The 14,240-nt window shown below is 64.0% G+C and carries 14 protein-coding genes; 4 read left to right on the top strand and 10 right to left on the bottom strand.

Going from position 1 to position 14,240, the window contains the following annotated elements:
- From LLH00_04035 to LLH00_04020, 4 genes are all read right to left on the bottom strand, one after another.
- Positions 1-183 (bottom strand): hypothetical protein (locus LLH00_04035; protein MCE5270432.1); only part of this gene is annotated, 183 nt, incomplete at its 3' end.
- Positions 180-773, bottom strand: coding sequence for a sigma-70 family RNA polymerase sigma factor (locus LLH00_04030; GenBank protein ID MCE5270431.1), 594 nt, complete (start codon positions 771-773; stop codon positions 180-182). The genes LLH00_04035 and LLH00_04030, both read right to left, overlap by 4 nt.
- A 25-nt stretch (positions 774-798) precedes the next feature.
- On the bottom strand, positions 799-1,377 hold the full coding sequence (locus tag LLH00_04025; GenBank protein ID MCE5270430.1) for a hypothetical protein: 579 nt from the start codon (positions 1,375-1,377) through the stop codon (positions 799-801).
- Positions 1,374-1,841, bottom strand: coding sequence for a hypothetical protein (locus LLH00_04020; GenBank protein MCE5270429.1), 468 nt, complete (start codon positions 1,839-1,841; stop codon positions 1,374-1,376). Before LLH00_04020 ends, LLH00_04025 begins: the two co-directional genes overlap by 4 nt.
- A gap of 314 nt (positions 1,842-2,155) precedes the next feature.
- Here LLH00_04020 and LLH00_04015 point away from each other — a divergent pair, with 314 nt between their 5' ends.
- The gene (locus tag LLH00_04015; protein ID MCE5270428.1) at positions 2,156-3,163 is read left to right on the top strand and encodes a ketose-bisphosphate aldolase; all 1,008 of its coding nucleotides are present in this window, start codon (positions 2,156-2,158) and stop codon (positions 3,161-3,163) included.
- 157 nt (positions 3,164-3,320) lie between these two features.
- Complete coding sequence (locus LLH00_04010) at positions 3,321-4,010, top strand: hypothetical protein (protein MCE5270427.1); 690 nt, start codon at positions 3,321-3,323, stop codon at positions 4,008-4,010.
- A 290-nt stretch (positions 4,011-4,300) separates the two neighbouring features.
- Here LLH00_04010 and LLH00_04005 read toward each other — a convergent pair whose 3' ends face one another.
- Together LLH00_04005 and LLH00_04000 are read right to left on the bottom strand one after the other, a co-directional pair.
- The gene (locus tag LLH00_04005) at positions 4,301-5,155 is read right to left on the bottom strand and encodes an SDR family oxidoreductase (protein ID MCE5270426.1); all 855 of its coding nucleotides are present in this window, start codon (positions 5,153-5,155) and stop codon (positions 4,301-4,303) included.
- Positions 5,156-5,293: 138 nt separating this feature from the next.
- Complete coding sequence (locus tag LLH00_04000) at positions 5,294-7,915, bottom strand: non-lysosomal glucosylceramidase (GenBank protein MCE5270425.1); 2,622 nt, start codon at positions 7,913-7,915, stop codon at positions 5,294-5,296.
- 148 nt (positions 7,916-8,063) lie between these two features.
- Here LLH00_04000 and LLH00_03995 point away from each other — a divergent pair, with 148 nt between their 5' ends.
- Both LLH00_03995 and LLH00_03990 read left to right on the top strand, forming a co-directional pair.
- Positions 8,064-8,549 (top strand): GAF domain-containing protein, encoded by a 486-nt coding sequence (locus LLH00_03995; GenBank protein MCE5270424.1) that lies wholly within the window; start codon positions 8,064-8,066, stop codon positions 8,547-8,549.
- A 57-nt stretch (positions 8,550-8,606) separates the two neighbouring features.
- The gene (locus tag LLH00_03990) at positions 8,607-10,565 is read left to right on the top strand and encodes a DUF2029 domain-containing protein (protein MCE5270423.1); all 1,959 of its coding nucleotides are present in this window, start codon (positions 8,607-8,609) and stop codon (positions 10,563-10,565) included.
- Between the two features lie 4 nt (positions 10,566-10,569).
- Here the strand turns inward: LLH00_03990 and LLH00_03985 are convergent, their stop codons facing one another.
- From LLH00_03985 to LLH00_03970, 4 genes are all read right to left on the bottom strand, one after another.
- The gene (locus LLH00_03985; protein MCE5270422.1) at positions 10,570-11,505 is read right to left on the bottom strand and encodes a transketolase; all 936 of its coding nucleotides are present in this window, start codon (positions 11,503-11,505) and stop codon (positions 10,570-10,572) included.
- Positions 11,502-12,353 (bottom strand): transketolase, encoded by an 852-nt coding sequence (locus LLH00_03980; GenBank protein ID MCE5270421.1) that lies wholly within the window; start codon positions 12,351-12,353, stop codon positions 11,502-11,504. Before LLH00_03980 ends, LLH00_03985 begins: the two co-directional genes overlap by 4 nt.
- A 214-nt stretch (positions 12,354-12,567) precedes the next feature.
- A complete protein-coding gene (locus LLH00_03975) occupies positions 12,568-13,671 on the bottom strand; it encodes a DegT/DnrJ/EryC1/StrS family aminotransferase (GenBank protein MCE5270420.1) in 1,104 nt (367 codons plus the stop codon).
- A 263-nt stretch (positions 13,672-13,934) separates the two neighbouring features.
- On the bottom strand, positions 13,935-14,240 hold a 306-nt coding region (locus tag LLH00_03970; protein MCE5270419.1), incomplete at its 5' end, for a CDP-glucose 4,6-dehydratase.

Below are 14,240 nucleotides of genomic sequence, written 5' to 3'. Positions count from 1 at the left end.
GATCTCGGCCAGCCCGATCAACAGCCGCAGCCCGGCCAGGATGAAAGTCCCGATACTTTTGGGCACAGAAAGTTTTTCGGTGAACATCTTGTTTAATTCCTCCTTGTACTTGCTCTCAAGTTCCGGGCTGACCCGTTCCTGGGCCAGCAGGTTGTCGCGCAGGTTAATTCTCTCCCGGCTCATCGCAGCCCCCCTTCACGGGACAGCACTTCCCGCAGGGCGCTCCGGGCGCGGTGCAGACGGCTTTTCACAGTACCGAGCGGCAGCTCCAGTATCTCCGCCACCTCGGCCAGGGAGAAATCCTCCAGGAAAAAGAGGGTCAGTATCTCGCGCTGGGGCAGCTCCAGCTTATCCAGGCCCCAGTGCACCAGGGCGGCATCCGCGAACTCCTCCGGCCCCGGGCTGTCATCCGCAATTTCGTCTAAGACGGCCTCATCGGCTCGGCGGCTGTTCTCCGCTGCCAGGGCCGCAATCCGGTCGGCGGCGCTGCGGCGGGCCAGGGTGTAGAGCCAGGCGTTGAGTTTTCGCGGCTCGCGCAGGCCGCCCAGGCCGCGCAGCGCCTTGAGCCAGGTCTGCTGCAGAAGGTCCCAGCTTTCCTGCTCCTGTCCGCAGAGGCGACGCAGGTAGTAGAAAAGGCGCTTTTCCCAGCGTTCTACTATCTCGCGGAAAGCCCGGCTGTCCCCGCGCCGGAAACGCAGGACCAGAAGCTCGGCCAGGATTTCCTCCCGCTCCGGCCCGGCCGGACGCGGGGGCTGTGTGTTCGGTTCTGTCACGCCACTCTCGCGGCAGAGGGTTGACTCAGCTTTTCGAGCCGCGTTCTTTCTGCAGCTCGGACAACTGCAACTGCATCTCCAGCAGTTTCTCGCGGATGTTAAGCTCGGACTGCTGCACGCGGTTATCGATACCGAGCAGGATTGCCAGCACTATCATCAGCAGGGCGGTGGGTGTAATGGCGGCAAAACCCTGCAAGTTTCCGAAAAGCAGTGCAGTTGAAATCAACGCGAAGGCAACCACGAACAGCCCGGTGGCGCCGTAACGAGAAATGATGGTTGAATCTTTCCGCAAGTCCATGTTTTTTTTCCAGGACAATCTTAAACCCAGCAGGGCGACCCCCAGGGTGAAAACCCCGGAAAGGCCCCAGAGCCAGCGACCGGTTATCGGCAGGGCGACTGGGCGGTTGAAGATGGCGCTTGCGGTAAGGACCAGCCCAAACAACAACAGGAACAGGTCTCTGGAGATAAATCCAAACCGGCGTGCACCGGTGATTTCCTGGGTGAACATCTTTTCCATCTCCTCTTTGTATCTTTCGTGAAAGTCCGGATTGACCGGTTCGAGGGACAGAAGGCGCTCGCGGAGGTTTTCGTTGTTCCCGCTCATGGCAGCACCTCCTTCCCGTTCAGAATCCGCCAGAGAGCATTCCGGGCCCGTTCCAGCCGGGTCCTGGCCCGCCCGGTAGTGAGCCGGAGTATCCGGCCCAGCTCCTCCGGGGTGAAATCTTCCAGCAGCACCAGGGTCATTATCTCACGCTCTTGAAGCTCCAGACTGTCCAGACCCCGGTGCAGCGCGGCCGGGTCGCCGAAAGAACTCAGCGCCTGGCTTGCCTGGGACTGTTGTCCCGTCGGCTCTGTACCGCCCGACGGCTGTGTCAGCTCCGGTATCTCCCGCTCCGCGGTCTGACGCGCCAGGCGGTAGAGACGCACCTTGAACCGCTCCCTGTCGCCCCGCGCGCCCAGTTCCACCGCCAAGGCGCGCCAACAGCGGCCCAGCAGCTCCCAGGCCCGTGACTCGTCTCCGCTCAGACGGCGCAGGTAGTAGAACAGCGGCTTTTCCCACTGCTCCACCAGAGCGCGGAAAGCCTGCCGGTCCCCGCGCCGGAAACGCAGGGCCAGCAGCTCGGCTTGAATCTCGTTCCTGTCCAGGGGCGCTCCTGTTGTTTCGGTACCGTCCTGTATGTCGGCGACGGGGGCGGGAAAGTTCCCGGATTTTTTACGGATGGCCCGGTCGCAGCCCCAAGCCGGACTTAAATTTGCTTTTTCCGGCGGTGCTTGTTATTTTACAAGCCGTTGCAGGGGGAAGCCTGTTTTTCCCGATCCGTGAGGATGATGTGCGTTGTCCTGAATAATCCCATCTGTCAACGGCAAAAGGAGCGATGACAATGCCTCTGGTACCGATGAAGCAGCTGCTGGAAGTGGCGGCGAAAGGTAATTTCGCTGTCGGCGCGTACAACGTCAACAACATGGAGCAGATCCAGGCCATCATGATGGCCGCCCGCGAGACCAAGTCGGTGGTCATCATCCAGGCCAGCCGCGGCGCACTCAAGTACAGCAATTTCACCTACCTGAAATACCTGATGCTGGCCGCCGCCGAGGAAAACCCCGATATCCCGGTCGCCCTGCACCTGGACCACGGCAACAGCCTCGAGACCTGCAAAGAGGCAATCGCCCTGGGTTTCACCAGCGTGATGATCGACGGCTCGCTGAAAGAGGACAGCAAGACCCCGACCACGTTCGAGGAGAACGTGGCTGTCACCCGCGCCGTGGCCGAGTTCGCCCACCCGCTGGGAGTGACGGTCGAGGGTGAGCTGGGCACCCTGGGCGGGATCGAGGACGGTGTGGGCAGCGGCAAGGTGAGTCTGACCGACCCGGACCAGGCCATCGAGTTCGTCAAGAAAACCCAGGTGGATGCCCTGGCCGTGGCGATCGGCACCAGCCACGGGGCCTATAAGTTCAAGGCCGAGCCGAAGCTGGCCCTGCATATCGTCAAGGAGATCAACACCCGCATGCCAGAGCTGTTCATGGTGATGCACGGCAGCAGCAGCGTGCCCCAGGAGCTGGTCGACATCGTGAACAAGTACGGCGGCAAGATGCCCAACGCCAAGGGCGTGCCGATGGACCAGATCCAGAGCGTGATCCCGTTCGGCGTGCGCAAGGTCAATATCGACAGTGACGGCCGGATTGCGATCACCGGCGCGATCCGCAAGGTGTTCGCCGAGACCCCGGAGAAGTTCGATCCGCGCGACTACCTGAAGCCCGCCCGCGAGGCCCTGGCCAAGCTGGTGGCGCAGAAGATGCGCGACCTGGGCACCGCCGGCTCCGCCGAGGGCCTGAAAGCCCAGACTCTCGATGACATGAAGAAGGTCTACAAGGCCAAGGGCTGGATTTAAGCCTCTCCCGAAGCCTGAAGCGAGTTCTTGAGGAATTGTTGACTGTAGGGGCGGGTTTCAAACCCGCCCCTACGTTCGTTTTGTTGAGGGATTGCGGGCTGAGGCCAAGTCCGGCGCGCCGTGCCCCTTCCTCTTTTCCCCCGACCGCGAGAAACGGATGGCCATTTTTCGGCGCTTGGTGCTCGGAGCGATAGTGCTGACCGGGCTCGGCCTTGCGCCGACTTACCTGCTCGCCGACCAGCACAGCCTGATCCAGCGCTTTCAGTTGGGCGCGAACTGGAAAGCCTCGCCGGAGCTGACCCTGCGCGGTCTGGTCCAGGCGCGGTTCCGCAGCGCCCTGGGGGATTATTATTTCTTCCTGAGCGACCTGGGCGTCGAGTACCGCACCTCGAGGCTCGAGAGTTTCCGCCTGCCGGTCTACTACCGCTTCCAGGATAAGGAGAGCGGCCCCGCCTGGAAGGCGAAGCATTACCTCATGCTCGACCCCACGCTGCGCCTGGCGCGCTGCGGCCCCTGGGAGCTGGACCTGCGCCAGAGGTTCCAGCTGGATGCGGCCGGCGGGTTCGAGCTGGTCTACCTGCGGCCGCTGCTGCGTCTTTCCTACGCTTTCCGCGCCGGCGGGACCCCCTGCCGGGCCTGGGTCTACTACGACTACTACCTGACAGTGCAGCGCAGCCTGCGCCGCGCCTGGGCCGACCCGAGCGATTTTTCCACCGGGGTCTCGCTGACCCTGAATCCCTCTTCCGATCTTCTGCTCTACTACATGATCTACTCCTCGCGCTCCCGCAATGTCAAGGACTGGGGCCGCATTCACCAGATCTGCAGCGCGCTCAGTTTCAAGTTCTGAGTTCGATCCAACCGGGATTGGCTGGCTGCATTTTCCCTCGGGGCCGGATTGCTGTATCCGTAAAGCACAACCCCCTGTTTCACCCTTTTCTAAAGGGGATTGAAAGCCGATAGACCGAGCTGCGGCGAATGCTACTGATTGGGTCGTTGAACTCCCCCTTAATAAAGGGGGTGCCCGCGTAGCGGGCGGGGGTTGTCAAATCAGAGATATCTGATGACAATGAAAAAGGGGCGGGTTCGGCACCCGCCCCTGCGCAAGCTCTGGAAAAATCCGTTTGAAGGTGTGGAGTCTCATTCGAACGCGGCGCGGTGGTCCCGCACGAACTGGCGGAAATCCCGCGGCGGCTTGCCGGTCAGGCGCCCGAGGTCCTCGGTCACCCGGTCGTTGAGGCTGTCGGCCCAGTAGGTCAAGAGCCGGGGGATGTCGCGGGCCAGCCATTCTGGCGCCCCGGAGCGGATCATCGAGGCGGTGGCGGCCTCGGCGGTCACCGGGATGTAGCGAACCTCGCGCCCCAGCTCCTCGCTCAGCACCTCGGCCAGGCGATCGGCGGTGATACTCTCCGGGCCGGTCAGCTCGTACTCGGCCCCGGCGTGGCCCTCGCCCAGGAGCACCGCGGCAGCGGCGGCGGCGATGTCGCGGGTGTCCACCTGGCTGGCGCGCCCCTCGCCCAGGGGGATGTAGAACGCTCCCTGCTCGCGGATCGTAGCCGCGTGGCCCAGAATGTTCTGCATGAAGAAATTGCCGCGCAGGATCACGTGTGGCAGCCCGGATTTGGCCAGCTTGACCTCGTTCTGGGCGTGCCAGCGGAATATCTGTGAAGGTGAATCGGCGCTCACCCCCAGGCCGGAGAGCTTCACCAGCAGGCCGACTTTGGCTTTCTTCGCCTGCTTGACCGCCTCGTTCTGCTGCGCCACCATCTCCGGCCCGCCGGGGCTGGCCAGGAACACCCGCTCCACGCCCTTGAACGCAGGCTTGAGGCTGGCCGGACGGCCCAGGTCGGCCTGCACCAGCTCCACCCCCGGAAGCAGCAGCTTTTCGGCGCGGGACAAGTCGCGGGTCATGGCCCGCACAGTCGCCCCGGACTCGGCCAGCAACCGGACCAACTCCGACCCCACCGGGCCAGTGGCCCCGATAACCAGAATCATCTTCCCTCCGTAACCCAATCGCGACTCAGTTCAGCCAGAGCGCTCCCGCCGGCCGTACCGGCCAGCGTGTCCCTGTGCCATAAGTATGGAAAAAACCCGGCAGGAACACAAGAGCGCCGCTTCACCGTGGCGCCGCGCTCAGGCCAGGGGAGTGTACTCGGTCTTCGCCACCTCGATCTTGCCCTCGGCCACCTCCACGAACGGCTTGCCGTCCTTGACTCCCACCGTGCCGTAGCCCGTGGCGGTGGACAGGAAGCTGCGGAAATCGCCGCGGATCGAGGGCTTGATGTAGAGGGTCCTGTCCACGGCGTCGTAGCGCACCCCGGTAAGGCCCTGCAGAAGGCCGTAGCTGCTCATGGCGCGGGCGTACCAGTGGCCGCACTCGTACTCGTTGAACGGGTTACGCACCCGCCCGTCATAACGCGCTCGGCAGGCCCGCACGATGTCGAGGCCCTTGTCCACCTCGCCGCAGAGCATCAGGTGGCTGGCCACCTGGTACTCGATCCCGGTCCAGACCTCGTTGGAGTAGACGAACGGAAGCGAGAGGCTCCCGCCCTTGGGCCAGGAGCAGAGCAGCAACCCGCCCTCCGCTCCCAGGGCGTAACCCGGGCGCTGCGGGTTGGCGTGCTCCGAAAGGTCGGTGCGGAAATTGTAGCTGTGCACGGCGTTGAGGTGGCTGAGCACCTTGAGTTCATCCAGCACATTGCCCACCCCGCAGACCGCGGCGATCCAGGCCCCCAGCACCCCGTCGCTCAGGCAGCCCGTGCCGTACTGGTACTTGGGGCCTTCTTTCTGCAGCAGCTCCAGTGCCTCGGGAGAGTATTCGCCCCAGGCGCTGTTTTTGGATGCCTCCACCGGGTTGCCGGCGCGCAGGCCCTCCCACTGGATTTTCTGAAAGAAATACTCACCGTCGAACAGCTCTTTCTCCAGCACGGCGCGGCCCTTGTCGTATAGCTCCTTGTAGAGCGGCACCGCGTCACCCAGCGCCTCGCCCATCAGCGTGGCGGCGCGCAGGGCGCCCAGGTAGAAACTGGAGCACATCGGCTCCGCGCCCCAGAACTCGATATCGTAAGTGTTGTGGTGCGGTTCCTCCAGCACTCCGTGGTGACGGGGGTCCCAGGCTTCGATACAGTAATCGAGTGAGGTGCGCACCTGGGGCCAGAACGAGGCCAGCCAGGCGTTGTCGCCGCTGATCCGCCACTCGCGGTAGACTTTCATGATCCCGCCCAGCTGACCATCGCTCGCGGCGTAGTAAGTGTGCAAGATCGTCCGCACGGGCAGCCCGGCGCGGAACACCTGGTGGCCGCTGGGGTCCTGGTCCACCTTGAACTCGGTCAGGCGCAGGCTGCGCTCGAGCGAGGGGAACAGGTGGGGTACGGCCTGGGCGTAGTTCCAGACATGCGTGCAGCTTCCCTCGCAGCAGCCACTGGTATCGCTGCAGCCCTCCCAGGCCCACATGCGTCCGTCAGTCTGGCGCAGCACGGTGGGGCTTTTGAGGATGGTCAGGTTGGCCGCCACCGCCTCCACCACCTCGGGAGGCAGGGTGGTGTCGTAGAACGCCCGGCTGAATTTCTCCGATTTCTCGCGCAGGGCGGACACGTTCTTCGCCCAGAAAGCGGCCAGGTCCTCGGCATTGGCGAACTGCCCGCTGTACCAGGGCTTGTAGTTCTTTTCCGGGACAGTGGGGTCGCAGCAGGAGTGGTTGCCGGTTTTATCGGAGCAGCAATCCGGGTCGTCGCCTTCGTGGAGGTTGGACTCGGGTACGTACCAGCACAGAAGCAGCCGGACCGTGCGGCTTTCGCCCGCGGCCAGACTGAACGGGAGGAACAGACTCGCTCCAGGGCTCGGATTTCCCTGGTCGAACGGCGTGGCTTCTGGAGTTGCTCCCTCCTCCACGGCCTTCCAGGCCAGGGTGAGTGGGTCGAACCAGCCGCCGCGGAACCAGCGGCAGTTGACTTTCGTGTTCGGATCATCCACCACGGCGCAGAAAGCACCCTCGAGCCAGGGCCTATCGTCCGTGCCTTTCTGACGGAGGATGAAACCGCCCGGGACCGCACCTACCGAGGCATGCTTTCGTAATTCACTGTATTGAGGGCCGGCGTCATCCCAACCCGCGGCCATGAAGTTATTGGAGTTGAACGAGAAGACCGCCTCCAGCGCCTGCTTTCCGGGGTTGTGGAACGTATACTCCAGAGCAGCCACCGGCAGGCTGGAGCTGTCCGGGTCGCCGGGAATGAACGGGCTCCAGCCGGTGAGCACCGCTTCCAGTGGCAGCTTGTCGTCTTTCAGGTTCACGGTGGCGAACGGGAAACGCGTCTCGAAGACCGCAGAGCGGAAATGTGGCAGCCCGTAGTTCTTGTTTTTCGTACCGCCGTTGGTGTCGGGGTTGCCGAAAGCTTTCCAGCCCGGCACCGGCCCCTCGAGCACGCGGGCGATGTTTTTCTGCCCCTTGACACACACCGCGGCGAACGTCAGCGGCTCGTGAAACATATTCGGCCGGTTGCGCAGCGAAACATGCGACAGCGCGCCGGTCCCCTCCAGGCAGAGCATCCCCGCGCCCAGGCCGCCCAGCGGGAAAGCCACCCGGTTCAGGAACTCGCCCTCGTAGGGGCTGTTGAACGGACGTTTCGGCAGGACTTTGGAGCGCTCGGCCTGCTTGGTCGCGGCCGGCCCAGCGCAACCGATCCCGACCGGCAACGATATAGCCGCTGCTGCGGCGGTCCCGGCCACTGCACCCTTGACGAAATTCCTGCGTTTCATCGCGCGCTCCTTTCCATCAAGTGGAAACAGATGTTTATAGTGTGTTGAATTCAGGAACAGTCAGTGGCATATTTATCGGAGTGCAATCCCGGTCTGGATGGACCGGCTTTATAATACACTGTCGGCCGGATGATAAAAAGGAAAAAGGATGGAAACGCAACGTCCGAAGGACGCTCAGCAGCCAGATTTCAGCGCATTACTGCTTCGGGTGGAGGAGATATTGGGTGGGGCGGGCCCTCTCGTGGACAGGCTGGCCGCGCTGTGCTCCCTGCTGCGAGGTGCAGCGCCGCATTACGACTGGGTCGGGTTCTACCTGGTGGAAAGCCCCGGCTGGCTGGCTCTGGGGCCCTTTTGCGGCGCGCCGACCGGGCACGTGCACATCCCGTTCGGATTGGGAGTCTGCGGGCAGGCGGCCCAGCGGGCCGAGACATTAGTCGTGCAGGACATTGCCAGGGAGAGCAATTACCTTGCGTGCAGCGTCGAGGTGCGCGCCGAGATCGTGGTCCCGCTGCTGCGGGAGGGCGAGGTCCTGGGCGAGCTGGATATCGATTCCCACCGCCTGGCGCCTTTCACCCCGGCCGACCGTGCGTTCCTGGAGACCGTGGCCGCGCGGGTGGCGCGGTTGATGACCTGAACGATGTTCTTCGCTCATATGCCGCCTGACTGAATGAGACAGTCGAGGGAGGGCCGTTTGGTTCACAGCCGCACGCGAAACCTGATCCTGGCCTGGGCTTTCGCCGGCCTGTTTTTCCGGCTGGCGCTGATGCCGGTCACGTTTCAGAGTGACGTGATCGACCTTCAGTACATGCTGCGCGAGGTGACCGCCGGACATCTCAATATCTACGCGCATTACGATGACACCTACCGTCTGGGGCCCCAGTTTTCCGCCACCTATCCGCCCATGTACTACTACCTGGCCGGAGCGTTCCGCGTCATGAACGACCGTCTCTCGCCGCAGCTTGCCCCGTGGCTGGAACACTGCTGGGGGACCTACCGCGCCGGTTTCATCCATGACGGGAGCGGCCCGGCAGCTGGAGGGAGTTTTTTCCAGGATCCCGGCCATTACCGTCTGTACCGCAACCTGTTCCTGGTCAAGGCGCCCTACCTGTTGTTCGATGCGGCCGTGGCCGCTTCGCTGCTGCTGCTTGTCGCCGACCCGCGACGACGGGTCTGGGCCTTCGCGCTCTGGATGCTCAACCCGTTCCTGCTTGTAACAACCTACGCGCAGGGACAACACGACATCATGACCACCGCCCTGACTGTCATGGCCCTGCTGTTGCTGGTCCGCAAGAAGCCCGGCCCGGCGCTGGCCCTGCTGAGCACCGGGGTGATGGTCAAGCTGTTCCCGGCGGTGTTCATCCCGCCGGTGCTGCTGTACTACGGAAGAAGCCGCAAGGAGTTCCTGCGCCTGGCAGCCTGGGCCGCCACGCCGTTCGTGCTGGTGCTGGCGCCGCTCTTCCTGGCCACCCACGGCCAGGTGTTGCGGCATTTCTTCCACGTGGAGGCCACGGAGCGGGCCGAGGCCCCGGGCCTGCTGCACCTGGCCCAGAAAGCTCTGTTCGCGGGCGGCTACCTGGGGCTTCTGGCTTGGTCGTTCCTGAACCGGCGCGGGGCTGGGCTGGAGCGGGCACGATTTGAGCAGGACGGCCCGGAGCGGATGTTTACTGGCCTGATGTTGCTGCTCTGTCTGGGAACGGGACTGGAAATACGATACTATGTCTGGATTTCACCGTTCCTTATCCTTATGATGAGCCGCGACCGGGCCTTTTTCTGGCTCGGAACGCTGCATGCTTTCTTTTGCGCCCTCCTGAGATGGCCGCAGTATCCGCAGATACAGATGCGGCTGTTCAAGCCGCTGGATGAGCACCTGTTCGGCGCTCTGCCGACCCTGGACACGCTTATGTCACAGGTGCTGAACACCGCGCCGCTTTATCCCCTGTTCTACCGTCTGTTCCTGGCCGTCTCCCTGCTGCTCCTTGTCCGCCTGTGGTGGCCGCGACAGGTGGAAAAGCTGCTCGCCGGCAACCTTCTGGCCGCAGCCGCCCGCTGGGCCACAGCGGCGCTGTGCCTGTTCCTGCTCGGGACAGTCCTGCTCGGGGTTTCAAGGTGGAGGGCCGAGCGCCGCACGGCCACCGCGCCGCTGGTCACCTGGAGCACGGTCTCGCCGCTGGCCCTCGACCCGGCGGGCAGTGCGACCGGAGTGCAGACCGCGCGTTTCACCCCGCAGGAGGAGGGACTCTACGGTCTAAAGGGGATAGGTCCGGCCGGGGCCGTGTCCGGCCCTGGGCTGCCGTTCCGTTTTACCGGAGGAGCGCAGGTGCTGACAGTCCGGGACAGCCTGGAGCAGGAGGGACAGCTCTACGGGCGGGAAATCGAATTCGAGACGATTCGGGACAGGCAGACGCTGAGCCTGGAGCTGGCGGAGGTCGCGGGAGAAGGGACAGTCCTGCCGGGCGGAGAAAAGTTGGAGGTGGTGGGGCTGTACCGGTGGGTGAAAAACCTGAGGGAAACCCTGGCCTTGTTCGGGCGGCGCTTGGGCACCGATCCGGCGTTCAGCCATCCCTGGGCTTTGTCTCTGGTCCTGTCTCTTGGTGCGTCGTTCTGGTTTTTCGGGCGGGTGTTTCTGGAGGCTCGTTCGCGCAAGAAATAAGAGTTCAGCCGCGGCCGGCCCGGGCCAGCTCCAGGGCGCAGGTGCAGACCGCGGACATGTCCAGGCCGAAGCAGGAACGCAGGTAGGCCTGGCTGCCCACCGTGTCCAGGTTCTCGGGCAGGCCCAGGCGTTTCAGCGGCACCCCGGCGCCCTCACGCGCCAGGACCTCGCTCACCGCGCTGCCCAGCCCGCCGCAGAGGGTGTGCTCCTCCAGGCTGATCAGCCAGGGGGTTTGGGCCGCGGCTGTCAGGATCGCGGCCTCGTCCAGCGGCTTGACAAACGGGCAGCTCAGTAGACGCACGTTCATTCCATGCTCATCACGCAGGCGCTCCACCGCCTGCATCGCCTCCCAGGTCACCGCCCCGCAGGCCACGATCGTCCCGTCATTCCCCTCGGATAAAGTCAGCGAGCGTCCGTATTGTAGCGGCGGGTCGCCCGCGGCGTGGATCACTTTCTCGCGGTTTTTGCCCAGGCGGATGAACCAGGGACCGGGGTGCTCAACGGCCAGGCGCACCGCCACCCGCACCTCGGCCGCATCCGCCGGCGAGCAGACAGTCATCCCCGGCAGGGCGCGCATTGCGGCCAGGTCCTCGATCCCGAAATGCGTGTAGCCCTGGGAGCCGTAGCTGAGGCCCCCTCCCACGGAGACAATTTTCACATCCGCCCGGTGGTAGCAGACATCGTTGCGTATCTGCTCCAGGGGCCGCAGCACCGGGAAATTGGCGATACTGTAGACAAACACCCGCGCCGGACGGGCCAGGCTGAGCCCGGCGGCGAACCCGATCAGGCTTTGCTCGGCGATCCCCAGGTTCAGGTACTGCTGAGGGAATTTCTCCTGGAAAGACTCGATCACCGAATATCCCAGGTCGCCCACGCAGAGGTAGAGCTCGGGGTCGGCCGCGGCCAGCTCGGCCAGGGTGTTGATGAACGCGGTTCTCACCGGGAGCCCTCCTCGGCGGAATCGATCTGGCGCAGGGCCTCGGCCAGTTGCTCATCGTTGGGCGACTTGTAGTGCCAGCGCACGGTGTTTTCCATGTAGTCCACGCCCTTGCCCTTGACCGTGTGGGCGATCAGCAGGGAGGGCTTTCCCGCTCCGTAGGGCAGGGCCTCGAACGCGGCGGCCAGGTCGGCATGGTCATGGCCCTGGGCCTCGCGCACGGCCCAGCCGAACGCGCGCCACTTGTCGGCCAACGGCTCCAGCGGGAGCACGTCCTCCACCCGCCCCAGGGATTGAATCTTGTTGTAGTCGATGATGAGAACGAGGTTATCCAGGGCGTAGCGCGCCGCGATCAGGGCGCTCTCCCAGGTGGTGCCCTCGTCGCACTCGCCGTCGGACAGAAGAGCGAACACGCGCGGCACGGGTTGCCTGTCCCGCAGGGCGAACGCCATGCCCACCGCCACGGGCAGGCCGTGACCCAGCGAGCCGGTGGAAAGCTCCACCCCGGGCACACCCTTGCGGGTCACATGGCCGGCCAGCACGAACCCGTCATCGCAGTAGCGCGCCAGCCACTCCAGCGGGAAAAACCCGGCCCCGGCCAGGGCGGAGTAGACCCCGGCCGCGGCATGGCCCTTGGAGACAATCAGACGGTCGCGCTGCGGGTCCTCGGGCGCGGACGGGTCCACCCGCAGCACCCCGCCATAGAGGTGGGCCAGGATATCGGCGATGCTCAGGCTGCTGCCGATATGGCTGGCGTCCGCATGGTGCACCATGCGCAGGGCGTTGCGCCGGATGTCGGCGGCCCGGGCGCGTCGCGCGGCCAGGATTTCGGGAACGGTGCTCAAAGGCATATCCTTGAAATTACTTTCTGTAGCCCCTACCGGGCTCGACCGTTACACACCCCGCCCGCTTTCAGCGGGCACCCCTCTCGAGAGGGGATTTTCTGCCCTCCCCCGGGCTTTGAGCCGGGGCTGGGCTAACGGGCATCTATTCCCCTCTAAAAAGAGGGGTGGCGACGGAGTCGACGGGGTGTGTCAGACCAAGGGCCATGTCCTGATAAATTACTCACTCCCCCAGCAGCAGGTTGCGGATCACGTTGCAGGCGTAGTCCACGTCATCTTCCGTGATCTTGCTGGCGCAGGGAAGGTTGATCCCGCGGGAGGTCACGAAATCGGCCACCGGGGTGTGCGCTGGCTTGAACATCGGGAACTTGCTGATCGGCCGGAAGAACGGGCGGTTACGCACCCCGCGCTGGTTCATCGCCGCCATCAGGGGCACGGGCTCGATCCCGAAATCCTTCTCCACGATCATGGTCGGCACGTAGAAATTGTTGCGGCAGCCGGGCCGCTCGGCGTTGAGCCGCAGTCCCTCGATATTGCCCAGACGGTCGCGGTACCAGAAGAAAATCTGGCGGCGTTTCTCGATGATCTCATCCATGCGCTCCAGCTGGGCCAATCCCAGGGCGGCCTGGATGTTGGAGAGTTTGTACTTGAAGCCGATGCCGGTCAGGTAGAGCACCTGGCTGTTGTCGCGGCAGTGGTCCCAGTAGTAGTAGGCGCGGTCGAAGAAATTGTCGTCGTTGGTGACCAGGCAGCCGCCCTCGCCCATGACCAGTGGCTTGGCCCCCTGGAAGCTGAAAGTGGCCCCCAGGGCGATGCTGCCGGCGGGCTTGCCCTTGTAGAGCGAGCCGATCCCCGGGGCGGCGTCCTCTATCACCGCAATCCCGTGCTCGGCGGCGATCTGCATGATCGTGTCCATCTCGGCCGGGTGGCCGTACATGTGCACCGGGATCACGGCCTTGGTGCGGCTGGTGATCGCCTTGCGGAAACACTCCGGGTCCATGCACCAGGTGTCGGGCTCGATGTCCACGAACACCGGGGTGGCGCCCTGGTAGCAGATACAGGTCACGCCGGAGATCCAGGTGCTCTCGGGCACGATAACCTCATCACCCGGCTTGATCCCGAGCGCGGCCATGCTCAGGTGCAGCGCCCCGGTGCAGCTCGAGGTGGCGATGGCGTGCTTGACCCCTACCATCTTGCGCATGCCGTCCTCGAAACGGTCCAGATAGTCGTGCCAGTTGTCGTACCAGCCGTTGGCGCAGGCATCCGCCACGTACTGCACTTCCTTTTCGGTGATCCAGGGTCCCCCGGAGGGAATGACGCGGTCCATGTTTCCTGTCCTCTTTCAGCGAAAAAACGTGTAAAAAGCGCGTTGGAGTATCCGAATCCCGTGCGCAGCCTTGAACTGCTCGTTCTTTTAAGGGAATTACGGGCGAACACGAGGTTCGCCCCTACGACATACTCTTTGTTTATTCAGATATTCACCTTACGCTACAGCTCTGAGCAGCGTGGTTTCCTATCAGGAATTCCGGGTCTGGTGTAGGGGCGAACCTTGTGTTCGCCCGTGAAGATCAGGGTCATATTTCAACAGTATTAAGCCGTGCCGCCGGTATAATCGTTAATGTCTTTCAGACACAGCTTGCGGCAGTCCTCACCCCGCGCCGCGGCGGCATACCAGGCGGCGGAGCGCTCGACCGCGCGCTCGAAGCTCCAGCGCGGCGACCAGCCCAGGGTGCGGAACGCCTTGTCCCAGGCCAGCATCAGAAGCCCCGCCTCGTGACGCCCGCTGTCGCCAGCCGGGTCGACCTCGATCCGGGAGACCGCTGCCTCGCCGCCGAACTCGCGGCAGAAAAGGGCGGCCAGCTCGGCCACCGGGCGGCAGGAGACAGTCTCCGGGGC

Source organism: bacterium (assembly GCA_021372515.1).
Classification (GTDB): Bacteria; Gemmatimonadota; Glassbacteria; order GWA2-58-10; family GWA2-58-10; genus JAJFUG01.
The sequence above is the reverse complement of the archived record's forward strand: the minus strand, read 5'-3'. Positions and strand labels throughout refer to the sequence as shown.

Coding starts and splice junctions, on each gene's coding strand:
- LLH00_04025 (MCE5270430.1), bottom strand. CDS start 1,377: ATGAGCGGGAACAACGAAAACCTCCGCGAGCGCCTTCTGTCCCTCGAA.
- LLH00_04015 (MCE5270428.1), top strand. CDS start 2,156: ATGCCTCTGGTACCGATGAAGCAGCTGCTGGAAGTGGCGGCGAAAGGT.
- LLH00_04010 (MCE5270427.1), top strand. CDS start 3,321: ATGGCCATTTTTCGGCGCTTGGTGCTCGGAGCGATAGTGCTGACCGGG.
- LLH00_04005 (MCE5270426.1), bottom strand. CDS start 5,155: ATGATTCTGGTTATCGGGGCCACTGGCCCGGTGGGGTCGGAGTTGGTC.
- LLH00_04000 (MCE5270425.1), bottom strand. CDS start 7,915: ATGAAACGCAGGAATTTCGTCAAGGGTGCAGTGGCCGGGACCGCCGCA.
- LLH00_03995 (MCE5270424.1), top strand. CDS start 8,064: ATGGAAACGCAACGTCCGAAGGACGCTCAGCAGCCAGATTTCAGCGCA.
- LLH00_03980 (MCE5270421.1), bottom strand. CDS start 12,353: ATGCCTTTGAGCACCGTTCCCGAAATCCTGGCCGCGCGACGCGCCCGG.
- LLH00_03975 (MCE5270420.1), bottom strand. CDS start 13,671: ATGGACCGCGTCATTCCCTCCGGGGGACCCTGGATCACCGAAAAGGAA.